The sequence below is a fragment of the Stutzerimonas kunmingensis genome, from assembly GCF_021432085.1.
Lineage (GTDB): Bacteria > Pseudomonadota > Gammaproteobacteria > Pseudomonadales > Pseudomonadaceae > Stutzerimonas.
Genome location: NZ_CP090366.1, coordinates 2,146,107 through 2,170,005, shown reverse-complemented (window position 1 = coordinate 2,170,005; position 23,899 = coordinate 2,146,107). Strand labels below are relative to the sequence as shown.

Here is a 23,899-nt window from a genome sequence, read left to right as displayed (position 1 = left end):
ACGTCCTGAGTTAACCTTGCGCGCTATAACTAGGTTTCCAGGAAGCCCTCTATGTCCGAATCGATCAAGGTCCGTGCGCAGCGGCAAGCTCATTGCAAGGATTGCAGCCTGTCCGGGCTGTGCCTGCCCCTGTCGCTGAACATGCAGGACATGGACGCTTTGGACGACATCGTCAAACGCGGCCGCCCCCTGAAGAAAGGCGAAACCTTGTTCCGCCAGGGCGACGTGTTCAGTTCCGTATTCGCCGTACGCTCCGGGGCGTTGCGGACGTTCAGCGTTACCGATGGCGGCGAGGAGCAGATCACCGGATTCCACCTGCCCAGCGAGCTGGTCGGTCTTTCCGGCATGGATACCGAAAGCTATCCAGTCACCGCGCAGGCATTGGAAACCACCTCGGTTTGCGAAATTCCCTTCGAACGACTCGACGAACTGAGCGTCCTGCTGCCGCAGCTGCGTCGCCAACTCATGCGCATCATGAGCCGCGAAATCCGCGATGATCAGCAGATGATGTTGTTGCTGTCGAAAAAGACCGCCGATGAGCGCATCGCGACCTTCCTCATCAACCTTTCTGCACGCTTCAGCGCACGCGGCTTCTCGGCCAATCAGTTCCGCCTGCCGATGTCGCGCAACGAGATCGGCAATTACCTGGGCCTGGCGGTCGAGACCGTTTCCCGTGTATTCACCCGTTTTCAGCAGAGTGGCTTACTCGAGGCCGAGGGCAAGGAAGTACGCATTCTGGATTCCATCGGACTGTGCGCCCTAGCCGGCGGCGCAATGGATGTCTGAGTCAGCGCGTTTGGAGTAGCAGATCCGATGATCTTCGACGAGTTCAGCATCAAGACCCTGATCCGCCCGGTGCAGGACTTTCCCCGCCCGGGTGTGGTGTTTCGCGACATCACCCCGCTATTCCAGTCGCCAAAGGCGCTACGCATGGTGGCTGACAGCTTCATTCAGCGCTATGTGGAGGCCGACTTCACACATATCGGCGCGCTTGATGCACGAGGGTTCCTGGTCGGCTCGATTCTCGCCTATGAGCTGAACAAACCTCTGGTGCTGTTTCGCAAGCAGGGCAAGCTGCCGGCCGACGTGCTGTCGCAGGCCTACAGCACCGAATATGGCGAAGCGCATCTGGAGATTCACGCCGACAGCCTTTGCGAGGGCGATTCGGTGCTGTTGTTCGATGACCTGATTGCGACCGGCGGCACGCTGCTAGCCGCCGCACAGCTTGTGCGACGCATGCGCGCGAGCATTCATGAGGCGGCTGCCATCATCGATTTACCCGAACTGGGCGGATCGCAGAAACTTCAGGACATTGGCATTCCCACGTTCACTCTGACCGCCTTCGCCCTAAGCGACCGCTGACGGCGAATTCTCCGCGCCGCTGCTAGGTAAAGGATCTGCCCGTGTTAATGACGTTAAGGCGCAGCCTACTTATCCTAGTTCTGGCCTGTACTCCTCCCGGGTTCGCACTCGATCGCGATGCACTGCTGGACCAGGCGAATATCCTGCTGCTGCCGCGTGAACGACCCATTCCCCAGTTCGAGCTGATCGACCAGGACGGCCAGCCTTTCAGTACTTCGTCGCTGCAGGGGCGCTGGCACATCCTGTTCTTCGGCTTTACCGCCTGCCCCGACATCTGCCCGACCACGCTGAGCGACATGCGTCGGCTGCTCAGCCAGCTACCGCCCGAGACTCGCGAGCAGTTGCAGGTGGTATTGGTCAGCGCCGATCCCGCGCGCGACACGCCGGAACAACTCAAGGCCTACCTGAGCTACTACCGCGCCGGCTTCAGCGGCTTGACCGGCAACATGGAGCAACTGCTAAGGCTATCCAGGGCACTGGGTCTCCCTTTCGTTCCGGCGCGCGAAACAGAAGGCGACTACAGTGTCAGTCATAGCGGAAATCTGGCCTTGGTCGCACCGGATGGCAGCCTGCGCGGGCATGTTCGTGCGCCGCTGAAACTGGAGGGCTTGCAGCGGATGCTGCCGCAGATACTCGAGAACGAACGCTGAAACTGGCCATCGAAGCCGAATTACCGAATCAGTGGCAGTCCAGGGTGTCGGCCAGCACGTATGCCTGAAATGCCACCTCATCGACCCATTGCTGAGTCAGCCCCGCCAACCGCCCTTCTGCCGACCATTGCGCCAAGAGTGCGTTGATCTGCTGCTGCAGGTTAGCGTCATCGGCGACCGTCAGGCTTAGCTGCCAGCCGGCATCGAAAAGCGACGGTAACAGGTGCTTGTAACGCCGCCACTCGGGCAAGGTGGCGATCTCCGTCAGCAGCACATCATCTTCGACAACCGCAGCGCACTCACCAAGCTTGAGTCCGATCAGCGCATGCGCCGCGCTCGGATATTCCCGAGGCGCCGCCGCGAAGCGCTCGCTCAGCAACGCTCCATATGGACTCGCGCGATTGACGCAAACCGTCTGCCCCTGAAGATCGGACCAGGCAAGCAACTCACCTTCCGTCGCGCTTAGCGCGGCAGGCACAGCATGATAGTAAGTGGCCGGGCCGACCCGATCGCCTGCGACCAGGCGCACTTCAGCGTCATCTGCGCTGACCACGGAAAACCCGGAACGCCCAAGCGCTTCGGCCAATTGCTCGATCAGCGCCGACTCGAAACTCTCCGTTTCGCTGCTGGACAGCACCCTGCGTTCGGGCAGTTGCACCCGCAACGACTCGGCCATCGCAGCGACCGGCATCAACAGGACGAGCCATATGGCAATGCGCGAGGGAACAGACATGCAATGGCCTCAGACGTACTGATAGCGAAGCATCCGCTGCTTGAACTTCTCCAGTACAACCTGATCGATCAGCGTGGCGAGAATGGCGATGACCAGAATGTTCATCATCACGCCAACCATGTCAGCAATCTCGCCCGAGTACGCGAGCGAACGCCCGAGCCCCTGGCCGAAACCGATCAGCATTTCGGCGGAGATCAGTGCACGCCAGGCGTTACCGAAGGCCAGCTGCGCGCCGGTGATCAGCTCTGGCATCACGGCGGGCAGATAAACGCGGCGCAGCAGCTGCCAGCGCGAGGCACCCATGACCCGCGCCGCGGCGACGTGCACCGGCAGCACGCTCTCGGTGGCATTCATCACCGACAGCGCCATCGGGAAGAAAGCGGCCAGGGCGACCACCACGATGATCGGCAGATTGCCGAAACCCATCACGATCAGAAACAACGGCACCCAGGCGATCGACGGAATCGACTGCAGAATGACGATGGCCGAGCGCAGGATCTCGCGGAAGAAGAACAGCACCCCACCCACCAGGCCAAAACCGATCCCGAACAACAGCGCAAAACTGTAGCCGCTGCCGAGGCGACTCATACTGCCGTAAAGCCCTTCGCGGAACTCTGGCTCCTGGATAGTGCTGAACAGACGCTCGAAGACGGTCGGGATACCTGGCATCAGAAAGGCCGGCAAACTCCATGCTGCGGCCTGCCAGATCAGAAGAATGAACAGGATGGCCAGAACGACCGCAAGGTACTTCTTTGGGCCTGTAAGACGGCGAGCCTGACTCATGGATGCGCTACCTCCGTCTTGATACCCAGCAGACTGAGAATTTCCTTACGCTCGGCAGCGAAGTCGGACAGGTCGTGGCTCTTCTCGCAATGGGTGAAGTTGAAGGTTTTCAGCACGCGAGTCGGCCGCGCGCTGAACACCAGAACGTGATCGGCCAGGTAAAGGGCCTCATCGACATCATGGGTGACCAACAGCACCGTCGGCTGATGCTCCTCGATCAGTTCACGCAACACGTCCTGCAATGCCATTCGGGTCAGGGCATCGAGGGCGCCAAACGGTTCGTCGAGCAACAGCACCTCGGGTTTGGCGATGAATGCACGGGCAAGGGCCGTGCGTTGGCGCATGCCGCCGGAGACCTGGTGCGGGTAGTAATGCTCGAATCCATTGAGGCCGACACGCTCGAGCCAGGCCTGCGCCTGTTCGAATGCGCTGGCCTTGGCCACGCCCTGCAGTTCCAGCGCCATGGCAACGTTGCCCTGCAGGCTGAGCCAGGGATAGAGGGCATGCTCCTGGAACACCAGCGTACGTCGAGGGCTCGGCTCGGTGATCGGTTTTTCGTCAGCAAGCACGCGGCCCGCGCTGGGCTTCTCCAGCCCGGCAACCAGATGCAGCAGGGTCGACTTGCCGCAACCCGAAGGTCCAACCAGAGCCACCAGTTCACCCTGGGCGAACTCACCGCTGAAGCCCTTGATGACTTCGAGCTGCCCGAAGCGCTTGTCTACTTCTTCAAACCTGAGTTGCATAAAAATCCGCAAATCCAGAAACGAAATTGCCCGGCAATGCGGGCGATGCAAACGGCCCGGCACAAAGGCCGGACCCGTGTAGTTTCAAACCAGAGTCAAGCAATCAGAGTTCGCGAGCTTCCTGCCAGGACAGATCGACGATGGCACTGGTGTCGAACGGCTTGCCATCGCGGGTCTTCAGCGAACCGAGCTCCTGCAGAATGTCCGCCAGCTCCTGGATGCGCGCCAGATCGTCCTTGCCAAGCTTGGCGCTGAAGGTCTGGGTTCCGATCGCCTCCTCAATGACAACCTCGCGAGCGAGCTCACCACGCTTGAGCGTCTTCAGCGTCGGCTCGGCGATGAAGTAGTCAGCGATCAGCTTGGCTGCCTCGGCAGGCTGCTTGTCGAGCATTTCGATGGCATCGCGCTGGGCGTCCAGCGACTTCCAGACGGCATCCTTGCGCTTGGCCAGGGTATCGCCGGAGGTGATCACCACCATGCACGGGAATGGCCACACTTCACCGATCTCGTAGACCTGCTGAACCGGGGCAACCAGCTGCGCGATGCGATCATACGGCTCGAACAGGAACGCCGCATCGACACGCCCGGACACCAGCGACTGCACCGCAACGGCCGGGCTGACACCCATGATGTTGACGTCGCTCGGCTTGAGTTCGGCATTCTTCAAGGTCACGCCACGCAGCACTGCATCGGCGGTGCTCCCCTCTTTCTGCGAAGCGAGGATCTTGCCCTTCAGGTCGGCAACCTTCTCGATACCCGAACCCTCAAGCGCCACGATGGAGTGGTAGCCCTGCTGAGCGCCACCGACCACCTTGAGGTCAGCACCTTTGGAGGCCCAGGCCACCGCATTGGTAAAGCCGAGGACGCCGGTATCCAACTGCCCGCCGACGATCGCCTTGATCAGGTCGGTACCGGAACTGAACTCGATCAGCTCGACGTCAAGGCCATGCTTCTTATACAGACCGGCCTCGTGTGCAACCATGGCCTGGGCATCGTCCATCACACGGATGTAGCCAACCTTGAACTTCTCCTGCGCCTGAGCAAACGTGCTCAGCAGCAGCAGAGCTGGAACCAGCCAATGCTTTGCTTTCATTTCGACCTCGATTCGGATAGCCAGTACATATAACCAGAACGAAGCACTATATTCGTTTTAGTTATCTAACGTTGATGGCTTAGAACTTTACCTGAATCACCCAGAAAACTGCACTACCGAGGTGGCATATCGTCAGTACTTCGGGTTATAGGCGGATTGTCTTGCGCCCGGCCAGTGCGTGGGCCAGGGTTCCGCCGTCGACCAGGTCCAGCTCGCCGCCCAGTGGAACGCCGTGAGCGATTCGGCTGATGGTCAGCCCCTTTGGAATAAGCATCTGCGCGATGTAATGCGCCGTTGCCTCGCCTTCCACCGTCGGGTTTGTCGCGAGAATGACTTCAGTGAACGCACCGTCTGCAACACGCGCCAGAAGCTCGGGAATGCCGATCGCTTCAGGACCCAAACCATCGAGCGGCGACAGATGCCCCTTGAGCACGAAGTAGCGCCCGCGAAAGCCCGTCTGCTCGACGGCGAAAACGTCCACCGGGCTCTGCACCACGCAGAGCAGCGAATCGTCGCGTCGCGGGTCGGCGCATTGCGGGCACAGGTCGTCTTCGGTAAGGGTACGACACTGCCGGCAGTAGCCGACCCCTTCCATCGCTTTGCTCAGCGCTTGCGCCAGGCGTAAGCCGCCGCTGCGATCTCGCTCCAGTAGCTGCAACGCCATGCGCTGTGCAGTTTTCTGGCCCACGCCGGGAAGAATGCGCAGGGCGTCGATGAGTTGGCGGATCAGGGGACTGAAGCTCATAAATTAAGCGTCGCTATGCAAAGGGGCAGCACAGTGCCAGGGATTCAGGCGGCTTGCAGGACCAGAGGCAAGAAAGCGGGACATCGGAGTCTACTGCGCGTAAATGACGATGCCCCGCCCTTCGAGAAGCGCGCCCATGCGCGCCGATTGGCCGTTCGAGTTAGAAAGGCATCTTGAAGCCTGGCGGAAGCTGCATGCCGGCGGTCATGCCGGCCATCTTGTCCTGGCTGTTCTGCTCGATCTTGCGTACCGCGTCATTGACGGCGGCAGCGATCAGGTCTTCCAGGATTTCCTTGTCTTCCTGCATCAGGCTGTCGTCGAGGCTGACGCGCTTGACGTCATGGCGACCGTTCATCACCACGCTGACCAGCCCGGCGCCAGACTGGCCCGTCACCTCGGCGTTCGCCAGTTCCTCCTGCATCTTCTGCATTTTTTCCTGCATCTGCTGCGCCTGCTTCATCAGGCCGGCCATGCCACCTTTCATCATGGGAATCACCTCAATTAATCAGGTTTCGGAGTGTTCTACGGGTTCGATGGTGCCTTCGCGGATCACAGCGGCGAACTGCTGCATGAGCTGCCGGACCAGGGGATCTGCGTGAATCGACTGTTCCGCGGCACGCTGTCGTTCGGCACGGCGACGCTGGGCGGCCTGCGCAGGAGTTTCCTGCTCCGGCTTCTGCAGCACGATCTCGAGCTGTAGCGTACGCCCGTGGTATTGATTCAGGGCGTCGTTGAGTCGCCGCTGTTGCGTGGGGTTGAATAGTGCGCTCTGCGCAGGATCGAGATGCATCAGCCAACGGTCGCCTTCCACGGCGATCAACGTACAGTTGGCGGCAATGCTGCCGGTAAGACCGGACAAGCCGAGCTTGAGATACAGCTCCAGCCACTCGGCAGCCAGCCCGGTCGCAGGCTCTACCGCAGGCAGAGGCTCGACGGGCTCCGGCTCATCCCTTGAGTGTTCCAGTTCGTCCAGATAGGCCTCGGCCTGGTTCTCGACCTCGAAGTAGTCCTCGTCCGTCAGCGGCGGTTCGTCATCATCCGGCTCTTCGACCTGTACCACGGACGCCACGTGATCGGCAGCCCCGTCCACCGGCACAGGTTCGGGTAAAACAGCATCAGCCTCGACCGCGACGGGCGGTACGTCAGGCGGCTCATTCCAAGGCACATCGATGACAGGCGCGGCCTGCGGCGCTTCCACCACATGAGTGGCGACCGGGGTCACTGCCGAGGGCGTGGAAGCCGGCACGTTCACTGGCATGGTAACGGCCGGCGCAACGGGAGCGGGCTCTGGCGCAGCTGCTACGGCAATCGCAGCGGATGGAGCGGACGACACGCCAGCGGGAGCGGAATCGGCCACCGCTGCGGGCTTGGAATCAGCTGTGGCCGGGCTGATTCCCAGTGCCTTTAGCGGTGTTCGCGGCGCGCCATCACTGCCTGCAGGACGAAATGCCAGCATGCGCAGCAGCACCATTTCGAAACCGCTGCGAGGATCAGGCGCAAGCGGCAGATCGCGCCGGCCGATCAATCCCATCTGATAGTAGAACTGCACATCTTCGGCAGGTAGCGCCTGAGCCAACGCCAGCACGCGATCACGATCGCCCTGGCCATTGTCTACCGCCTCAGGCAGCGCCTGGGCGATGGCAACGCGGTGCAGCACATTGAGGATTTCGGCCAGCACGCCAGCCCAGTCCGGCCCCTGCTCCGCCAAGTGGCGAACGGACTCGAGCAACGCTCTGGCATCGCCTTCAAGCAATGCCTGCAGCACACCATAGACCTGACCATGATCGAGGGTGCCGAGCATGGCGCGGACATCGGCGGCCAGCACCTTGCCTTCACCGAAGGCGATCGCCTGATCGGTCAGGCTCATCGCATCGCGCATCGAGCCATCGGCGGCACGCCCCAGCAGCCACAACGCATCGTCTTCGAAAGGAACGTTCTCGACGCCCAGCACATGAGTGAGGTGCTCGACCACCCGCTCGGGCGGCATGTTCTTCAGGGAGAACTGCAGGCAGCGCGAGAGGATGGTGACCGGCAGCTTTTGCGGATCGGTGGTCGCCAGCAGGAACTTGACGTGGGGCGGCGGCTCCTCGAGGGTCTTGAGCAGCGCATTGAATGAGTGCGACGAGAGCATGTGCACTTCGTCGATCAGGTAAACCTTGTAGCGCCCGCGGCTCGGCGCGTACTGCACGTTGTCCAGCAGCTCGCGGGTGTCTTCGACCTTGGTACGGCTCGCGGCGTCCACCTCGATCAGATCGACGAAGCGCCCCTCGTCGATTTCCCGGCATACCGAACACACACCGCAGGGCGTCGAGCTGACCCCGGTTTCACAGTTCAGGCACTTGGCGATGATCCGCGCAATGGTCGTCTTGCCCACGCCTCGCGTGCCGGTGAACAGGTAAGCGTGGTGCAGGCGCTGGTTGTCGAGCGCGTTGATCAGGGCCTTGAGCACATGCGTCTGGCCGACCATTTCGCGGAACGAGCGCGGACGCCATTTTCGTGCAAGAACCTGATAACTCATAACACCATCGCGGGGGACAAGGCAGAGGACGGGTAATGCTAGCGGAGCAGGATGGAAATTGCATCCGGGCTGCACTCGAACCGCCGGCTAGCCCAGCAATCGCGCACCAAGCGCCTCGACTATCGTAGCCAGCGCCGGGTTGTGCCCGCCGATCCGCACCTTGAGGCCATCGATCTCGCGCCTCGGCGGATACTGTTTGCGCAGCAGATCGAACCCGGCCCGACGCTGCGCCTCATCGCCAAGCAGGCTGCGGCGGAAGTCGGCATCGTCGCGACGCGGATCGTAGACGGCCCGGCACAGTGTGGCCAGCATCTCGGCGGGCTCTGCGGAGGATGCAAACGCCAGCTCGGTGAGTGCCGGGCCGGGCATCAGCTGCGCCAGTTCGATAGCCGGCTCGACACCACGCGCAGCGCAAAGCGCCGCGTATATCTGCGCCGTACCGCGCAGCTTGCCGTCCAGGCTGTACCCGGCGATGTGCGGCGTAGCGATACGGCACAAGCCGGCCAGTGCGACGTCGACCTGAGGCTCGCCTTCCCAGACATCCAGCACGGCTTCCAGGTCCGGCCGCTGCAATAGCAGGTCGCGCAGCGCGGCATTGTCCACCACAGCACCCCGACTGGCATTGATCAGCCAGGTACCGGGGCGCAACCTCGACAGTCGCGCCTGATCGAACAGGTGAAAGGTCGGCCAGTCGCCCCCCAGGGTCAGCGGCGTGTGCAGGCTGATGACATCGCACTCCGCGAGGATCTCATCCAGCGAGACGAAATCGCCTGCCTCGCGGACCTGCCGCGGTGGATCGCAGACGCGCACGTCCCAGCCAAGCCCGCGCAGCACTTCGAGCAGCCGCCCGCCCACCTCACCGGCACCGACCACGCCGAAACGCCGCCTGGCCAGCGCTTCACCGCGCACCTCCGACAGCGCGAGCAAGCTGCCCAGCACATAGTCGACCACGCCCCGCGCGTTGCACCCCGGTGCGCTGGCCCACTCGATGCCGGCCTGCTCGAAATAATCCAGATCCAGATGATCGGTGCCTATCGTGCAGGTCCCGACGAATCGCACTGCGCTGCCTTCCAGCATCTCGCGGTCGACCCGAGTCACCGAGCGCACCAGCAGCACGTCGACATTCTCCAGTGCAGCTCGATTGATGCTGCGGCCGGGCATGCGGCGAATCTCGCCGAAACCGGCAAAGAACTCATCGACCAGCGGAATGTTTTCATCGGCAAGGATATGCATTGCACGGCTCCGGTGAGGGGGAGCACATTCTAGACGGCTTGCCACTGCTTTGCCGCCTTCCTGAGCGTAGCCACGCGGCGTAGACTAGCGCGCTTCTTGTATACAACCGGAACGCCCAGTAATGCCCACTGAGCTCAGACTCAGACGGGTCCGCCTCGAATTGCGCACCCTCTTTGCCCTTGCCCTACCCATGATGATCGCCCAGCTGGCCAGCACGGCGATGGGTTTCGTCGATACCGTTATGGCCGGACGCGTAAGCCCGCAGGACCTGGCCGCCGTCGCGCTAGGCAATTCGATCTGGGTGCCGGTCTATCTGCTCGTCTGCGGAATCACCCTGGCGACCACGCCGAACGTCGCGCAGCGCTTCGGCGCAGGACGGCATGGCGAAATCGGCCCGCTGGTTCGCCAGGCGTTGTGGATGGGCGGCGGCATCGGTGTGCTCAGTGCATCATTGATGTGGAACGCGGAGCCCGTCCTGCATCTGATGCGTGTCGAACCGGCCCTGGTCGAGCCGACCATGGACTACCTGCGCGCTGTCGCCTGCGGATTTCCCGCTGTCGCTCTGTATCAAGTGCTGCGCTGTTTCAGCGACGGGCTGGGCCATCCGCGGCCAAGCATGGTGATCGGTATCCTCGGACTGCTGCTGAACATTCCGCTGAACTATGTGTTCATCTACGGCAAGTTCGGCGTGCCGGCGATGGGCGGCGTCGGTTGCGGCGTTTCCACGGCATTGGTGATGCTGTTCATGTTGGTGGCGATGAGCCTCTGGGTTAAGCGCGCACCGGCCTATCAGGCCAGTCAGCTGTTTTCCCACTTCGAATGGCCACGCTGGCCGATGCTGCGTCATCTGCTTTCGGTCGGCGTACCAGTCGGGGTCGCGGTGTTTGCCGAGGCCAGCATCTTCTCGGTGATCGCCCTACTGATCGGCGCCCTCGGGGCAACGGTCGTCGCCGGTCACCAGATCGCACTGAACTTCACGTCGCTGATCTTCATGATTCCACTGTCGCTGGGTATGGCGGTGACCGTGCGTATTGGTCAGGAGCTGGGCCGCAACGCTCCACGCGACGCTCGCTTTGTCGCCGGCGTCGGGATCGGCGCCGCCCTGGTATATGCCTGCTTTTCCGCCAGCGCCATGCTGCTGTTCAGCGAGCAGATCGCGCGAATCTATACCCCGGATCCGGCCGTGGTCGCCGTCGCTGCCAGCCTGTTCCTCTACGCCGCGCTGTTCCAGTTCTCCGATGTGGTTCAGGTCACGGCTGCTGGCGCGTTGCGCGGCTATCAGGACACCCGCATGACGATGGTCTACACCCTCTTCGCCTACTGGGGGATCGGTTTGCCGTTGGGCTATCTGCTCGGCCTGACCGAGCACCTCGGCGCCGCCAGTGGGCCTGCCGGCCTATGGCAAGGCCTGATCGCCGGCCTGAGCTGCGCAGCTCTATTGCTCAGCGTGCGCCTGGCCCGCAGCGCCCGACGCGAGATTCGTCGGCACACTGCGCTTCGCAGGGCGGCCGTCTGACAAAGGTCGGGATGGGGCGGTGCGGATCATAGGCTGCGGTCGATTCGGCCGTCGGAGCGCGCCAGGTAACCCGTGCCACACTCCCAAAGCAGTGCAGCGCGGTCCTCGGTACCAAGTGCGTCGAGTCCACCACGCAGCGCATAGGCGGTGAAGCCGAGCTGCGTCAGTAGGAACACCGCGTTGGCGCTGCGCTTGCCGCTTTCGCAATAGCAAAGGTAGGGCCGCTGCGGGTCCAGCAGACGGGTTTTCAAACGCAGCAGGTGCAGCGGCATGTGCAGCGCCTGCATGGCATGGCCCTGCTCGTAATCATCAAGCAGACGCACATCCAGCCACTGCGCACCGCACGCCAGCAGATCCGCCACGCCATCCAGATCGACTTCGCCAACCACCGGTGCCTTGAGCAGCTCGAGAAAGTCCGCCCGCGCCAGGCGGAGCACCCGACCATCCTCGACCATCGCGACACTGGCATTGCGGGGTCGCTCTTCGAGTAGCGCCTCTTCGCCGAAACAGGCTCCGGGTTCCAGCTCGGCCAACAGCTGCTCGCTGCTGCCGGCGGCCTTCAGGACCTGCGCGCAGCCGCTCTTGAGGAAATAGCAGCAGTCCCCGGCTTCCCCTTCACGTAGCAGGGTTTGCCCGGCGGATACTTCGATCTCCACGAGGCGGCTGAGCATGCTGCGAATATTTGCCGGTGGAACCTGGGCGAACAGCGGATTCTCCAGCAGGCGCTCCAGCCACTCCCCGTCCTCGCCCTCCATCGACAGCTGCAGCAGCACATCTTGCAGGGCTTGGCGCCAGGAAAGCAGCCGCTCCAACTCCGCGCTGTCCACCGTCAGCAGCTGGCAGTCATCCAGCGCCCTTGCCTCCTGCAGGCAACCCGCAGCAAGGCTGTGTAGAGCAGCCGATGTGCCCGCCACCAGCCGCGTTGGCTGCCCGTCGTGATCGGTCAACAGCAGGCTGCCCGACATCAGGTAATGACGTTTCGAACTCAGCTCATCAACAAGGTCGAGCAACTGCCCAGGCGCAAGCGCGAGGGGCACTATGCGCACGCGAAGCTCCCACAACTGGCGTGGCGACAAGCCATTGAGCGGGACCAGATTACGCAGCTGATCGGGGTGCAGCGGTTTGTTCATCCGAGAAAATCCAAACGTCTATCCGTCAATCAGCTTCTGCAGCTGGGCCTGAGCAGCACGGCGCCCTTGCAGTCCACCGGTATGGACGAATATCAGCCGCGTGCCGGCGGGAAAATAACCGCGCTCGACATAAAGGCGCAATGCCATCATGGTCTTTGCAGTGTATATCGGATCGAGCGGCACGCCACCCTGGCGCTCGGTATCGAGAATGAACTGCGCCAACTCCCTGTCGAAGCGACCAAATCCGCCACGACTGGCGTCCAGCAGTTCATAGCCGCTGGACGCCTCGCCGGCTTGCGCGAGCAAGTTGGCCACGCCGGCATCGACGGCGTGGGAAGGCGGCCCTGCCAGCGCGCCGAACACCCGATGCCTACCTGCCTCGCCGATGACCAGACCTGCCAGCGTCGTCCCAGTGCCGGCGGCCAGCCAGAGCGCGTCGTAGTCCTTCCAGCCGAGCGACGCGAGCGCGGACTCCACTCTCGGAACGAGTCCGGCGCACCCCAGGGCGCCGGGCAAACCGCCGCCACCTTCAGGGATGCAGTAGAAACCTGGATATCGCGCTCGCCATGGCGTCCAGAAGGTAGGCAGATTGCGCTCCCGGTACTCTGCGTAGCCGAGCCAATGCAGCTGCATGCCCCAGGCACGTAGATCGGCGACCGTTGGCGTTACCTGCTCATGGCCGCGCAGCAGGCCGACAGTAGGCAGGCCGAGTCGGCGGCCGGCTGCAGCCAGCGCATGCAGATGATTGGAGTGCGGGCCGCCGAGACTGATCAGCCCCGGCGCAGCGACAGAACGCGCTGCATCGAGATGCCTTACCAATTTGAACCACTTGTTGCCGGACAGCTCGGGATCCAGCAGATCGAGCCGCAGCACCGCAACCTCGACCCCGCTGCGCGCGAGCCAGTCCAATGACAGCGGCTGCAGGATCAGCGGAGTATCGAAGCCGAGATCGGATTGAAGCGAGGACAAACCGCTCAGCTGCCTGTGCGCTGCCGGTCTTCCTTGCGGTGCCGGGCGCAGCAGTTGGATTCGCCGATCACGAAGCGACTCGGCGCATCGATCTTGTCCAGGGGCATCGCGCAACGCTCACCGCTGGAAAGCGCCGCGACGCAGGCCGGCTTCTGATAATGCTCCAGCCACTGTCGGTACTGCTCCTCGGAGACAAAGCACTTGGCAGCCGCATAAGCCAGAGGATTGGCGCGGTAGCGGGCCAGGTCCTGCAATGCGATCGTCAGATGCCCTGCACCCGGGTGGTAGGCCATGAACACGACCCCTTGTCGAGACAGTTCCTCCAGCACCCGGTCACCGCTGTGGCGCAGCGTTTCGCACTCGGTCTTGAGCCGCTGGATTTCCTCTTCCAGCTGTGCATCCAGTTCGTTGCGGTAGGCCAGCTCGACATCGCGGATCGCCACCTGCTCCTTGTACTCCGCAATCGCCGCCGCGATACGGGCCTGGGCTTCATGCTCGAACTGCTCCCGGGCGGCGCCGATCTCAACCCGGCCGCTGACCTCCAGCGTACGCAGCTGCTTGCTCATTTCCTCACGCGCTTTCTGGAAACTCTCGCCCTGGGCGGTCATCTGCGCATGCAGGCTGGCGTTCAGCTCGGTCTGCTGTTGCAGTTGCTGCTGCAGCGTGCGGATCTCCTCCTGCAGTGCCTTGCGTTCCTTCTCCGCGGCAGCCGTGAGCTTGAGCGCGTCTTCTTCGCGCAGACGCTCGAGGTTGGTAATGCGTTGGCGCTGTTGCTTGATCAGCAGCGCAGCCTTCTGCCGCTGTTCACGCTCATGGCTTTCGGAACGTTTCGCAGCTGCGTCCTTGCCGGCCTCGGCTGCATACCAGGTGTCTTCGGCGACCATCTGCAGACGTTCCGCAGGTACGGCCTGAGGCGTCTCCTCTTCGACCAGCAGGCCGAGCTGGTTGCGCTTGATGGTCTCGCGCAACACAACCAGATCATTGCGTTCGGGACCGACCTTGGGATCCCACATGTGCATCTGGTGCCAGGAGACCGGGCACTGGCTGCGGCAGGCCAGGCGAATCGGTCCGGCCCCCATGTCCGGACCACGCCCGGTACGCTCGGCCAACTGACGCAGGGGAATGTTCCAACCGGCGTCGGCAGAGCCGTCATCATTGAAGTCGAGACAGAAAAACACCGCGGCGCGCACCTGCAGCCGCGGATTGATCATTACGTAGACAGCATGCATCTGGCGGTCTGCGAACTCCGGTAGCGCGACCACCCCATCCAGCACCGCTTCGAATTCGGGATACAGCATTTCCTTGCAGATGGAGCCCTCATTGAAGAACAGGACGGCTTCGACCATCTGCGGTTTGTTCTGCATGCTCGATTTCCTTTATCGCCCGCAACTGCGAGCCAGCGATTAGCGAAACGAGCGGCCATCCGATGCCGTCGTCCCGTTGGTGCCGCAAGTTTAGGGGAAATGTTCGCGCAGGCAATGTGACTCGGTTGGCAGGGAGTCGCCGCATCGGACGCCGTTCGACCAGGCGCCCAGCGGATTTGCGATGAGCTTAGCTAAATCACTTGCCGCGGTAGGCAGCGAGACGTCGCTTCATCTCGTCGCCCAGGGCCTGCAAGCCACTCATGGGCCGGATCATGACCTCGAACTCGACAATCTTCCCTTCGTCATCGAAGCGGATCATATCGATGCCCTTGAGCTCACGGTCACCCACCCGGGCGCTGAACTCGAGCACTACATCCGCACCCTGGGCGCTGGCCAGCTCACGGTGGTAGCGAAAGTCCTCGAAAACCTGCAGCACGGTGTTGAGGATCAGGTTCACCGTCGCTGCCCCCTCATACGGCGTGTGAGCCATCGGCGAGCGAAACACCGCCTGCGGATGCAGCAGCTCCGGCAGCCGGCTCAGGTCTCGCTCAGCGACCATTCGGTGCCAGGCCTGCAGGCTATTGGCAGCCCCCGGTTGCAGCGCGATTGCAGTTTCCATGCGTGATCCTCTTTGCGGATGTGTCGACGGCCTAGAGCGCCGCAGCCAGACGACAGCCCTGATTGATCGCGCGCTTGGCGTCCAGTTCGGCGGCGACGTCGGCGCCACCAATCAGGTGCACCCGCGCGCCGGCGGCTTCAAGGCCTTCCTGCAGCTCACGCAACGGCTCCTGCCCGACGCAGAGAATCACCGTATCCACCGGCAGTACCTGCGGCTCGCCTTCGCCCACGCGGATGTGCAGTCCGGCGTCATCGATCTGCAAGTACTCGACCGAATTGAGCATCTGCACGTGCTTGTTCTTCAGTCCGGTACGGTGGATCCAGCCAGTGGTCTTGCCCAGCCCGTTACCCACCTTGGACTTCTTGCGCTGCAGCAGATAGACCTGACGCTTGGGCGCATGCGGAGCCGGCTGGATGCCGGCGATACCGCCGCGCACCGATAGCCCGAGATCGATCCCCCACTCCTTCCAGAAGGCTTCACGATCCAGGCTGGTGGATTCGCCGTCGTGGGTGATGTATTCCGACACGTCGAAGCCGATGCCACCTGCGCCGATCACCGCAACGCGCTGGCCGACCGGCTTGCGCTCCAGAATCGCATCCAGGTAGCCAATCACCTTCGGATGGTCGACCCCGGGAATTGCCGGCACTCGCGGCGCGATCCCGGTCGCCAGGATGATCTCGTCGAAGCCACCGGCCAGCAGCGCTTCCACCGTCGCGCGGGTGTTCAGACGAACCTCGACTCCGGTTTCTTCGAGGCGGTTCTTGAAGTAGCGCAGGGTTTCGTAGAACTCCTCCTTGCCCGGCACCCGCTTGGCAACATTGAATTGCCCGCCGATTTCGGCGGACGAATCGAACAGCGTCACCTCATGACCGCGCTCGGCTGCGATGGTCGCGGCGGCGAGCCCCGCAGGCCCGGCACCGACGACGGCGATCTTCTTCACCGCGGTAGTGGGGATGTAGTTCAGCTCGGTTTCGTAGCAGGCACGCGGATTGACCAGGCAGGTCGTCAGCTTGCCGCTGAAGGTGTGATCCAGACAGGCCTGATTGCAACCGATGCAGGTATTGATGCGCTCGCTGTGACCGGCGGCGGCCTTGTTGACGAATTCCGGATCGGCGAGGAACGGCCGCGCCATGGAGACCATGTCCGCATCGCCCTCGGCCAGCACCTGCTCGGCGACCTCCGGGGTATTGATCCGGTTGGTGGTGATCAGCGGAATGCTTACCTCGCCACGCAGCTTCGCGGTCACCTTGGTGAACGCGGCGCGTGGCACCTTGGTGGCGATGGTCGGAATCCTCGCCTCGTGCCAACCGATGCCGGTATTGATCAGCGTGGCGCCCGCCTGCTCGATGGCCTTGGCCAGCTGCACCACCTCTTCCCAGACACTGCCGCCTTCGATGAGGTCGAGCATCGACAGGCGATAGATGATGATGAAGTCGCTGCCCACCGCTTCGCGCACGCGGCGCACGATCTCCACCGGCAGGCGCATGCGGTTCTCGTAGCTGCCACCCCAGCGATCGGTGCGGTGGTTGGTGTGCGCCACCAGGAACTGATTGATGAAGTAGCCTTCCGAACCCATGATCTCGACGCCGTCATAACCGGCTTGCTGGGCCAGGCTCGCGCAGTTGACGAAGTCGCGGATCTGCTTCTCGATGCCCTCCTCGTCCAGTTCGCGCGGGGTGAACGGATTGATCGGCGCCTGGATAGCGCTCGGCGCCACCAGCTGGGGGCTGTAGGCGTAACGCCCGGCATGCAGGATCTGCATGCAGATCTTGCCGCCAGCTTCGTGAACCGCCTGGGTAACGATCTTGTGCTCTTCGGCCTCCTCCGGCGTGGACAACTTGGCCGCCCCGGCGCGTACCGAGCCTTCCTCATTGGGGCCGACGCCACCGGTGACGATCAGGCCGACGCCACCGCGAGCGCGCTCGGCGAAGAATGCCGCCATCCGCTCGAAGCCGTTGGGCATTTCCTCCAGGCCCGTGTGCATGGATCCCATCAGGGTACGGTTGCGCAAGGTGGTAAAGCCCAGATCGAGCGGAGCCAGCAGTTTCGGGAAAGCGGTCATCGAAGCATCCTCATCATGACGAGTGCCGAGCCTCATGGGGCTACGGTCGGTATGCAGCGACGATAAACAGCGAAGGTGCTGCACTCAATGATCCAAAGTGACAACTTTTTGATCCTTTTGCGCAAAAAGCTTGGCAACAGGCGCCGCGTTACCTACGCTGACGCAACCCCTCACTGCCCTGCCTCACATGCGCACCTCAATCAATATCGTGCTGTTGCTCGTCCTCGGGGCAGCCTCATTTGCCGTCTACCTCGACTGGACGCAAGACCGTCGTAGCGGCCCACTGCTGTCCGATCTGCGTACGCTACCCATCGAGGACCACGGGCAGGCCGGAAGCGCAGGCAACCTGCTGGGCATCGAGACGCGGCTGCAGCCAGCCGACTACCAGAGCCGCGAGCGGCTGCAACTCAAGTTTCGCACCTACCTCAAGCAGGCGGCCGAAGCCGGCATGCTCAGCGAGCGAACCGTCGTGGTGCTCCCCGAACACGTTGGCACTGGCCTGTTCGCCCTGGGCGAGAAGCCGGAAGTGCAGCAGGCCCGTACCCTGCGCGATGCGATGCAGTGGATGGCGCTCAGCAATCCCGGCAGCTATCTGCGCGCACTGCCGGATAATCAGGGCGACGATCGGCGTACCGGTGCGGTGTTGCGACTCAAGGCCCGACAGATGGCAGAGGAATACCAGAACGTCTTCGGCGGCCTCGCCAGAGAGTTCGGCGTTACCTTGGTGGCTGGCTCGATCGTGCTGCCGGAGCCCTATCTGGAGAACGATCAGCTGATGATCGGCGATGGCCCGCTGCGCCAGGTAAGCCTGACCTTTGACGGTCGCGGCAAGCCTCTCGGAACGCTGCAGTACAAGCAGGCGTTGAGCCGTTACGAACGCCGTTACAGCGTTGCCCCCATCCCCGAGCGTCGACGGCTGATTGAAACACCTGCGGGCTCGCTGGCAGTGCTGCTGGGCTGCGATGCCTACCTCGAGCAACCGCCTGCCGAAGCGAAACTGCTGGCTGTACCCGGCGCGCTGGCAGATCCGCAGGCGAGCTGTGGCAGTACACATTCCGACGCGCTCAGCGCAAGACCGCACATGGCCGTGCATACCCTCGTCTTGCCCTGGAATCTACTCGGCTCGCCGCGCCGCCCGGCGCCCCCGGGCCACGGCGTCCCGGTCCAGGTACGCAATCAATGGCTCGGCAGCACCCCATGAATGCGCAACGGGTGCGCCTGGGCGATCTGTCGGTCGGCTTTCTGCACAGCCTTAACGATGCGTTGCAGCTGTACGGCCATGACCCTCAGCCGCTTTTGCTGGCCTACGGACTGGATGGCGAGCGGCTCGCTGAGCCGCATGCCCGCCTCTCGATCCCCCGTTACATGCGGCTCGGGCATGCGGCAATCCAGCTGGCTGGCGATCCCGCTCTGGGCCTGGAGATGGGCCGCCTGCGCAAGCCCGGGCACCTCGGCCTCGCTGGGCTGACCGCCGCTCAGGCGCCCACCGTGCGCGAAGCGGCACGGGCGCTGATCCGTTACGAGGCGCTGTACGCATCCAACTACCGCGGCAGTTCGAGTTTTCACGAAGATGCGTCAGGCGCCTGGCTGCGCTTTTATTCCATCAGCCCTTACAACGCCTACAACCGCTTCGTCGTCGATACCGTGCTCGCCAGCTGGATCTCGCAGCTCAGCCGCTTGAGCGGTCAGCCGCTGGTGCCGATGGCGATCCACATTGAGTTCGAAGCCCCTGACTACGCCTCGCGCTACGACGAGCAGTTCGGCCGGCCGGTAATCTTCGGCGCCGAAGCGAATCAGTTGCAGCTGGATCAGCGCAGCCTGGCGTTGCGCAACCCGGATCATTGCCCCGGCACCTGGCGGCATCTGCTGGAGCTGTGTGAAGCAGAACTGGAACGGCGCACCCGCACCCGCAGTCTGCGCGAGCGGGTCGCACAGATTCTCGGACCGATGCTCAAGGGTCAGGAGCCGGACCTGCAACAGATCGCTGCACGTCTGCAAATGCCGGCCTGGACACTGCGCCGCAAGCTGGCCGAAGAAGACAGCAGCTATCGCGCGATCCTCAACGACACCCGCCGCGACCTGGCCATGGCCTACATTCGCGACACCGAATCCGCTTTCGGCGAGATCGCCTGGCTGCTTGGTTTTTCCTCAGCCGAAGCGTTTCAGCGTGCCTTCAAGCGCTGGAGCGGGCAGACGCCGGGAGACTATCGCCGGGCGCAGCGGCGCGGCGCGTAAACGGCGCATATGCGAGCGGCGCTCAGAGTTCGACCGCATCCTCGGCACAGTCCGGGTGATCCTGCTCAGCGGCGTGCCATTCCAGTAGTTCGTCCTGGTAGTCGTCCATCGCTAGATTCCTCAATTGTCTGCGGTTGCCCAAGGCCTGATGCCTGTCTGTGCATCAAGGTTCATGCCAGCAGGCTACAACCGGCAAATGAAGGAATCGTGACGTGCTTCGAGTCCCGCCCGCGGCCAGATCACGGGGCATGCGCGAGCGGCACGCCCCAAAGCGGGGCGCGCCTTCAGGGTGAAGACAGGCCCGCCGCATTCATGGCCAGACGCAGCAGCCAGGCAACGATGCCGAGCGCCAGCACGCTTCCACTCCAGATCAGCACCAGCCAGCTCATGCGCTGCCAGAGCGGCCGCTGCTCAGGCTGTGCAGGCGGCTTGTTATCCAGATCAGCCATCAGTGATACCCATCCTCGGCACTGACCTTGCCGCGGAACACGTAGTAGCTCCAGGCCGTGTACATCAGGATCAGCGGCAGAATGAGCAGTGCTCCGACCAGGGTGAAGCCCTGACTCTGAGGCGGTGCGGCCGCCTCCCAAATGCTCACCGACGGCGGAATGATGTTTGGCCAGAGGCTGATGCCCAGACCGCTATAGCCGAGGAAGATCAGCGCCAGCGTCAGCAGGAATGGCGTGTAGTTGGCGTAGCGCTGAATCGAGCGCAGCAGTCCGAACGCGCAGAGCAGCACCAGCACCGGAACCGGCATGAAATACAGCAGGTTGGGCATGCTGAACCAGCGCTCGGCGATATCCGGATGGGTCAGCGGCGTCCACAGGCTGACGATGCCGGTAACCACCAGCACCGCCCACACCAGCGGAATGCCGATGTCGTGCATGCGCCGTTGCAGGTCGCCGGCGGTGCGCATCATCAGCCAGGTACAGCCGAGCAGCGCATAGGCAACGATCAGCGCCAGGCCACAGAACAACGAGAAGGGGGTCAGCCAGTCCAGCGCACCGCCTGCGTAGGCCCTGCCCTCTACCGGCAACCCGCTGATGAACGCGCCGAGCACCACGCCCTGAAAAAACGTCGCCACCAACGATCCGCCGATGAACGCCTTATCCCAGACGTGCTGCCGCTCACGAACGACCTTGAAGCGGAACTCGAACGCCACGCCGCGGAAGATCAGCCCCATCAGCATGAAGATGATCGGCAGATACAGCGCGGACAGCACCACCGAATAGGCCAGCGGAAACGCGGCGAACAGCCCGGCACCGCCGAGTACCAGCCAGGTCTCGTTGCCGTCCCAGATCGGCGCGACGGTGTTCATCATAACGTCGCGCTCCGAGGCGTCCTGCACGAAGGGAAAGAGGATGCCGACGCCGAGATCGAAACCGTCCATCACCACGTACATCATGATGCCGAAGATGATGATCACCGCCCAGATCAGTGAAAGATCGATACCCATGGCTCAGTTCCTCTCGCCCAGTTGATCGCTTTGTCCCTCGGGAAGGGCTTCGTCCGCCGCGGAGATCGGTCGCATCGGCGTGCGCGCCTCGCCGGGCCCACCGGTACCTTTCTCGCGCCCTTCGCTGATCACCGGGCCCTTGCGCACCAGGCGCAGGACGTACACCATGCCCACCCCGAACACGGCGAAGTAGACGACCACGAACATCGCCAGAGTGAGCCCCAGCTGGCCGGCACCGTGATTGGATACGGCATCGGCGGTGCGCATCAGGCCATATATCACCCAGGGCTGACGCCCGATCTCGGTGGTGTACCAGCCAGCCAAGATGGCGATCAGCCCGGAAGGCCCCATCAGCAACACCAGCCGCAGGAACGCGCGTGAGCTGTACATCCGGTCGCCCCGCCGCAACAGCAGACTCCAGATACCGGTGACGATCATAAGCAGGCCGAGCGCGACCATGATGCGAAACGTCCAGAACACGATCGTCGAGTTCGGCCGGTCCTCGGGCGGGAAGTCCTTCAGCGCCGGAATCGGTTCGGTCAGGCTGTGATTGAGGATCAGGCTGGCGAGATAGGGAATCTCGATCTTGTAGCGCGTTTCCTCGGCCTCCATGTCCGGCCAGCCGAACAGCAACAGCGGCGTCGGCCCGCCTTCGGAGTTGTCCCAGTGCCCTTCCATCGCGGCGATCTTCGCCGGCTGATATTCGAGGGTGTTCAGCCCATGAAAATCACCGATCACCGCCTGCACCGGTGCCACCAGGAGGGCCATCCACATGGCCATCGAGAGCATCTTGCGGATCGCCGGGTTGTCCTTGCCGCGCAACAGCTGCCAGGCCGCCGACGCGCCGACGAAGAACGCCGTGGCGAGGAACGCGGCGACCGCCATGTGCGCCAGTCGATAAGGGAACGACGGGTTGAAGATGATCGCCAGCCAGTCCACCGGCACCACGATGCCGTCGATGATCTCGTGCCCCTGCGGCGTGTGCATCCAGCTGTTGGACGCCAGAATCCAGAAGGTTGAGATCAGCGTGCCCACGGCCACCATGAGCGTGGAAAAGAAATGCAGGCGTTCGCCGACCCGATTCCAGCCGAACAGCATGACCCCGAGGAAACCCGCCTCCAGGAAGAACGCGGTCAGCACCTCATAGGCCAGCAGCGGCCCGGTGACACTGCCGGCGAACTCGGAGTAGGCACTCCAGTTGGTGCCAAACTGGTACGCCATGACGATTCCCGACACCACACCCATGCCGAAATTGACCGCGAATATCTTCAGCCAGAAGTGATAGAGGTCGCGATAGACCTCCTGCCGGGTCTTCAGCCAGAGCCCCTCGAGCACGGCGAGAAAGCTGGCGAGCCCGATGGTGATCGCCGGGAAGATGATGTGAAAGGTGATGGTGAAAGCGAACTGGACGCGCGCCAGCTCTAGTGCTTCCAATCCGAACATGGGCAACAACTCCTCGTCAAATGAGCGCCCGCGTCGTCTATGACGGTAAAAACGGGGTCCAGCACAAGTGACAGCAGAACGCGCCAAGGGTGCGCCGCGTATGCCGCGCCATCTCGTCGCGCCCTCTGGATCGGCGGTCGATCCATCGCGCTCCAGCGGTCTATGCTGGTCGTAGCCGCGTCAGCCTTGGAGTACCGCCGGTGCCGATTCACACCTTCATCCCGCCATATATTCTCGACCGCATCATCGACCGCGGCTCGCCCTACCAGCGCGGCTGCGCTCAACAGACGTTGCACCACGTGCAGAGCCTGCTGCCCAACCCCGGCCCGCCACGACCCACAGCCATCGCCGAGCTTGGCGAGCTGCGCACGCCCGGCCACGCACAACGACGAATCCATGACGCCGAGCAGCAGATGCAGCTGCCGGGCACCCTGCGACGTCGCGAAGGTCAGCCGGCCTCCGGCGACGCCGCGGTGGACGAAGCCTACGACGCGCTCGGCGCGACCTACACATTCTTCTGGCAGGTTTTCCAGCGCGACTCGATCGATGACCTGGGGATGCCGTTGATCGGCACCGTGCACTACGGCCAGGGCTACGAGAACGCCTTCTGGAACGGCGAGCAGATGGTGTTCGGCGATGGCGACGGTGAGCTGTTCCAGCGCTTCACCCGCTCGCTGGACGTGGTCGCCCACGAACTGACCCACGGCCTGATCGAGAGCGAAGCCGGGCTGGTCTATTTCAACCAGCCAGGAGCGCTCAACGAATCAGTGTCGGACGTGTTCGGCGGGCTGACCAAACAGCATGCGCTCGGCCAGACCGCGGCGGAGGCCGACTGGCTGGTCGGCGCCGAGCTGCTGACCGACAAGGTCAACGGCGTCGCCCTGCGTTCCATGGCCAACCCGGGCAGCGCCTACGACGATCCGCTGCTCGGCCGCGACCCGCAGCCTGCGCACATGCGCGACTTCATCGAGACCCGCGACGACAACGGTGGCGTACACCTCAACTCCGGCATTCCCAACCGCGCCTTCTACCTCGCGGCCATGGCGCTGGGTGGTTACGCCTGGGAGCAGGCCGGACGAATCTGGTACGCCACCATCTGTGATCCACAACTGCCCAATGATGCGGACTTCGCAACCTTCGCCGGTGTGACGCTGAACCACGCGGCGCAGCTGTTCGGTCGCCAGTCGCCTCAGGTTCAGGCGCTGTATGAAGCCTGGACGTCAGTGGGCGTAGCCCTGCGCTGAG

Annotated in this window: 23 protein-coding genes; 7 read left to right on the top strand and 16 right to left on the bottom strand. The window is 63.0% G+C overall.

What is annotated here, in order from left to right:
* Window positions 1-51: 51 nt before the first annotated feature.
* Genes fnr through LW136_RS10325 form a run of 3 tightly spaced genes read left to right on the top strand, consistent with a single transcriptional unit; the run spans window position 52 to window position 2,012 of the window.
* Window positions 52-786 (top strand): fumarate/nitrate reduction transcriptional regulator Fnr, encoded by a 735-nt coding sequence (fnr, locus tag LW136_RS10335; protein WP_014820517.1) that lies wholly within the window; start codon window positions 52-54, stop codon window positions 784-786.
* Window positions 787-813: 27 nt separating this feature from the next.
* Window positions 814-1,362: an adenine phosphoribosyltransferase gene (locus LW136_RS10330; RefSeq protein WP_014820518.1), complete on the top strand. Its 549-nt coding sequence runs from the start codon at window positions 814-816 to the stop codon at window positions 1,360-1,362.
* Window positions 1,363-1,409: 47 nt separating this feature from the next.
* Complete coding sequence (locus LW136_RS10325) at window positions 1,410-2,012, top strand: SCO family protein (protein WP_272886509.1); 603 nt, start codon at window positions 1,410-1,412, stop codon at window positions 2,010-2,012.
* Between the two features lie 28 nt (window positions 2,013-2,040).
* On the opposite strand, the gene LW136_RS10320 is transcribed toward LW136_RS10325, so the two are convergent.
* From LW136_RS10320 to pdxB, 8 genes are all read right to left on the bottom strand, one after another.
* The gene (locus LW136_RS10320; RefSeq protein ID WP_234175131.1) at window positions 2,041-2,745 is read right to left on the bottom strand and encodes a type 2 periplasmic-binding domain-containing protein; all 705 of its coding nucleotides are present in this window, start codon (window positions 2,743-2,745) and stop codon (window positions 2,041-2,043) included.
* Between the two features lie 9 nt (window positions 2,746-2,754).
* A complete protein-coding gene (locus LW136_RS10315; protein WP_234175130.1) occupies window positions 2,755-3,528 on the bottom strand; it encodes an ABC transporter permease in 774 nt (257 codons plus the stop codon).
* Entirely contained in the window at window positions 3,525-4,271 is a 747-nt protein-coding gene (locus LW136_RS10310; RefSeq protein ID WP_014820522.1) for an ABC transporter ATP-binding protein, read from the bottom strand. Before LW136_RS10310 ends, LW136_RS10315 begins: the two co-directional genes overlap by 4 nt.
* Window positions 4,272-4,374: 103 nt before the next feature.
* A complete protein-coding gene (locus LW136_RS10305) occupies window positions 4,375-5,364 on the bottom strand; it encodes an ABC transporter substrate-binding protein (RefSeq protein WP_125898254.1) in 990 nt (329 codons plus the stop codon).
* A 145-nt stretch (window positions 5,365-5,509) separates the two neighbouring features.
* Complete coding sequence (gene recR, locus LW136_RS10300; protein WP_014820524.1) at window positions 5,510-6,109, bottom strand: recombination mediator RecR; 600 nt, start codon at window positions 6,107-6,109, stop codon at window positions 5,510-5,512.
* A 160-nt stretch (window positions 6,110-6,269) separates the two neighbouring features.
* Window positions 6,270-6,596 carry a YbaB/EbfC family nucleoid-associated protein gene (locus LW136_RS10295; protein WP_003294866.1) on the bottom strand — a complete coding sequence of 109 codons (327 nt, stop codon included), beginning with the start codon at window positions 6,594-6,596 and terminating at the stop codon, window positions 6,270-6,272.
* Between the two features lie 18 nt (window positions 6,597-6,614).
* The gene (dnaX, locus tag LW136_RS10290; RefSeq protein ID WP_125898253.1) at window positions 6,615-8,627 is read right to left on the bottom strand and encodes a DNA polymerase III subunit gamma/tau; all 2,013 of its coding nucleotides are present in this window, start codon (window positions 8,625-8,627) and stop codon (window positions 6,615-6,617) included.
* Between the two features lie 87 nt (window positions 8,628-8,714).
* Window positions 8,715-9,860: a 4-phosphoerythronate dehydrogenase PdxB gene (pdxB, locus tag LW136_RS10285; RefSeq protein WP_023446330.1), complete on the bottom strand. Its 1,146-nt coding sequence runs from the start codon at window positions 9,858-9,860 to the stop codon at window positions 8,715-8,717.
* Window positions 9,861-9,981: 121 nt separating this feature from the next.
* On the opposite strand from pdxB, the gene LW136_RS10280 reads away from it, so the two are divergent.
* On the top strand, window positions 9,982-11,376 hold the full coding sequence (locus tag LW136_RS10280; RefSeq protein ID WP_234175129.1) for an MATE family efflux transporter: 1,395 nt from the start codon (window positions 9,982-9,984) through the stop codon (window positions 11,374-11,376).
* Between the two features lie 26 nt (window positions 11,377-11,402).
* Here the strand turns inward: LW136_RS10280 and LW136_RS10275 are convergent, their stop codons facing one another.
* The 5 genes from LW136_RS10275 to LW136_RS10255 all read right to left on the bottom strand — a co-directional run bounded on the left by LW136_RS10275 (window position 11,403) and on the right by LW136_RS10255 (window position 17,520).
* The gene (locus LW136_RS10275) at window positions 11,403-12,506 is read right to left on the bottom strand and encodes a cyclic nucleotide-binding domain-containing protein (protein ID WP_234175128.1); all 1,104 of its coding nucleotides are present in this window, start codon (window positions 12,504-12,506) and stop codon (window positions 11,403-11,405) included.
* A gap of 18 nt (window positions 12,507-12,524) precedes the next feature.
* Window positions 12,525-13,475 carry a 1-aminocyclopropane-1-carboxylate deaminase/D-cysteine desulfhydrase gene (locus tag LW136_RS10270; RefSeq protein ID WP_234175127.1) on the bottom strand — a complete coding sequence of 317 codons (951 nt, stop codon included), beginning with the start codon at window positions 13,473-13,475 and terminating at the stop codon, window positions 12,525-12,527.
* Between the two features lie 5 nt (window positions 13,476-13,480).
* The gene (locus LW136_RS10265) at window positions 13,481-14,839 is read right to left on the bottom strand and encodes a chromosome partitioning protein ParA (RefSeq protein ID WP_234175126.1); all 1,359 of its coding nucleotides are present in this window, start codon (window positions 14,837-14,839) and stop codon (window positions 13,481-13,483) included.
* Window positions 14,840-15,035: 196 nt separating this feature from the next.
* The gene (locus tag LW136_RS10260) at window positions 15,036-15,458 is read right to left on the bottom strand and encodes a nuclear transport factor 2 family protein (protein WP_234175125.1); all 423 of its coding nucleotides are present in this window, start codon (window positions 15,456-15,458) and stop codon (window positions 15,036-15,038) included.
* Window positions 15,459-15,489: 31 nt separating this feature from the next.
* Window positions 15,490-17,520 (bottom strand): NADPH-dependent 2,4-dienoyl-CoA reductase, encoded by a 2,031-nt coding sequence (locus LW136_RS10255; protein ID WP_234175124.1) that lies wholly within the window; start codon window positions 17,518-17,520, stop codon window positions 15,490-15,492.
* 187 nt (window positions 17,521-17,707) lie between these two features.
* Between LW136_RS10255 and LW136_RS10250 the strand changes: the two genes are divergently transcribed.
* The gene (locus tag LW136_RS10250) at window positions 17,708-18,721 is read left to right on the top strand and encodes a carbon-nitrogen hydrolase family protein (RefSeq protein WP_234175123.1); all 1,014 of its coding nucleotides are present in this window, start codon (window positions 17,708-17,710) and stop codon (window positions 18,719-18,721) included.
* The gene (locus LW136_RS10245; protein ID WP_041014199.1) at window positions 18,718-19,755 is read left to right on the top strand and encodes an AraC family transcriptional regulator; all 1,038 of its coding nucleotides are present in this window, start codon (window positions 18,718-18,720) and stop codon (window positions 19,753-19,755) included. The genes LW136_RS10250 and LW136_RS10245 overlap by 4 nt, the downstream gene beginning before the upstream one ends.
* A gap of 284 nt (window positions 19,756-20,039) precedes the next feature.
* On the opposite strand, the gene LW136_RS10240 is transcribed toward LW136_RS10245, so the two are convergent.
* The 3 genes from LW136_RS10240 to LW136_RS10230 are packed head-to-tail and all read right to left on the bottom strand — an operon-like array spanning window position 20,040 to window position 22,654.
* Window positions 20,040-20,204 carry a DUF2474 domain-containing protein gene (locus tag LW136_RS10240; protein ID WP_023446339.1) on the bottom strand — a complete coding sequence of 55 codons (165 nt, stop codon included), beginning with the start codon at window positions 20,202-20,204 and terminating at the stop codon, window positions 20,040-20,042.
* Window positions 20,204-21,211 carry a cytochrome d ubiquinol oxidase subunit II gene (gene cydB, locus LW136_RS10235; RefSeq protein ID WP_044315776.1) on the bottom strand — a complete coding sequence of 336 codons (1,008 nt, stop codon included), beginning with the start codon at window positions 21,209-21,211 and terminating at the stop codon, window positions 20,204-20,206. The genes LW136_RS10240 and cydB overlap by 1 nt, the downstream gene beginning before the upstream one ends.
* 3 nt (window positions 21,212-21,214) lie before the next feature.
* Window positions 21,215-22,654 (bottom strand): cytochrome ubiquinol oxidase subunit I, encoded by a 1,440-nt coding sequence (locus LW136_RS10230; protein WP_003301388.1) that lies wholly within the window; start codon window positions 22,652-22,654, stop codon window positions 21,215-21,217.
* A 200-nt stretch (window positions 22,655-22,854) separates the two neighbouring features.
* On the opposite strand from LW136_RS10230, the gene LW136_RS10225 reads away from it, so the two are divergent.
* Window positions 22,855-23,898 (top strand): M4 family metallopeptidase, encoded by a 1,044-nt coding sequence (locus LW136_RS10225; RefSeq protein WP_234175122.1) that lies wholly within the window; start codon window positions 22,855-22,857, stop codon window positions 23,896-23,898.
* Window position 23,899: the final 1 nt, after the last annotated feature.

Excerpts from the sequence above, each read along its gene's own strand:
- LW136_RS10320 (WP_234175131.1), bottom strand. The coding sequence starts at position 2,745 with ATGTCTGTTCCCTCGCGCATTGCCATATGGCTCGTCCTGTTGATGCCG.
- LW136_RS10315 (WP_234175130.1), bottom strand. The coding sequence starts at position 3,528 with ATGAGTCAGGCTCGCCGTCTTACAGGCCCAAAGAAGTACCTTGCGGTC.
- LW136_RS10280 (WP_234175129.1), top strand. The coding sequence starts at position 9,982 with ATGCCCACTGAGCTCAGACTCAGACGGGTCCGCCTCGAATTGCGCACC.
- LW136_RS10265 (WP_234175126.1), bottom strand. The coding sequence starts at position 14,839 with ATGCAGAACAAACCGCAGATGGTCGAAGCCGTCCTGTTCTTCAATGAG.
- LW136_RS10310 (WP_014820522.1), bottom strand. The coding sequence starts at position 4,271 with ATGCAACTCAGGTTTGAAGAAGTAGACAAGCGCTTCGGGCAGCTCGAA.
- LW136_RS10255 (WP_234175124.1), bottom strand. The coding sequence starts at position 17,520 with ATGACCGCTTTCCCGAAACTGCTGGCTCCGCTCGATCTGGGCTTTACC.
- recR (WP_014820524.1), bottom strand. The coding sequence starts at position 6,109 with ATGAGCTTCAGTCCCCTGATCCGCCAACTCATCGACGCCCTGCGCATT.
- LW136_RS10260 (WP_234175125.1), bottom strand. The coding sequence starts at position 15,458 with ATGGAAACTGCAATCGCGCTGCAACCGGGGGCTGCCAATAGCCTGCAG.
- dnaX (WP_125898253.1), bottom strand. The coding sequence starts at position 8,627 with ATGAGTTATCAGGTTCTTGCACGAAAATGGCGTCCGCGCTCGTTCCGC.
- fnr (WP_014820517.1), top strand. The coding sequence starts at position 52 with ATGTCCGAATCGATCAAGGTCCGTGCGCAGCGGCAAGCTCATTGCAAG.
- LW136_RS10330 (WP_014820518.1), top strand. The coding sequence starts at position 814 with ATGATCTTCGACGAGTTCAGCATCAAGACCCTGATCCGCCCGGTGCAG.
- LW136_RS10240 (WP_023446339.1), bottom strand. The coding sequence starts at position 20,204 with ATGGCTGATCTGGATAACAAGCCGCCTGCACAGCCTGAGCAGCGGCCG.
- LW136_RS10275 (WP_234175128.1), bottom strand. The coding sequence starts at position 12,506 with ATGAACAAACCGCTGCACCCCGATCAGCTGCGTAATCTGGTCCCGCTC.
- LW136_RS10295 (WP_003294866.1), bottom strand. The coding sequence starts at position 6,596 with ATGATGAAAGGTGGCATGGCCGGCCTGATGAAGCAGGCGCAGCAGATG.
- LW136_RS10250 (WP_234175123.1), top strand. The coding sequence starts at position 17,708 with ATGCGCACCTCAATCAATATCGTGCTGTTGCTCGTCCTCGGGGCAGCC.
- cydB (WP_044315776.1), bottom strand. The coding sequence starts at position 21,211 with ATGGGTATCGATCTTTCACTGATCTGGGCGGTGATCATCATCTTCGGC.
- pdxB (WP_023446330.1), bottom strand. The coding sequence starts at position 9,860 with ATGCATATCCTTGCCGATGAAAACATTCCGCTGGTCGATGAGTTCTTT.
- LW136_RS10325 (WP_272886509.1), top strand. The coding sequence starts at position 1,410 with ATGACGTTAAGGCGCAGCCTACTTATCCTAGTTCTGGCCTGTACTCCT.
- LW136_RS10230 (WP_003301388.1), bottom strand. The coding sequence starts at position 22,654 with ATGTTCGGATTGGAAGCACTAGAGCTGGCGCGCGTCCAGTTCGCTTTC.
- LW136_RS10305 (WP_125898254.1), bottom strand. The coding sequence starts at position 5,364 with ATGAAAGCAAAGCATTGGCTGGTTCCAGCTCTGCTGCTGCTGAGCACG.
- LW136_RS10245 (WP_041014199.1), top strand. The coding sequence starts at position 18,718 with ATGAATGCGCAACGGGTGCGCCTGGGCGATCTGTCGGTCGGCTTTCTG.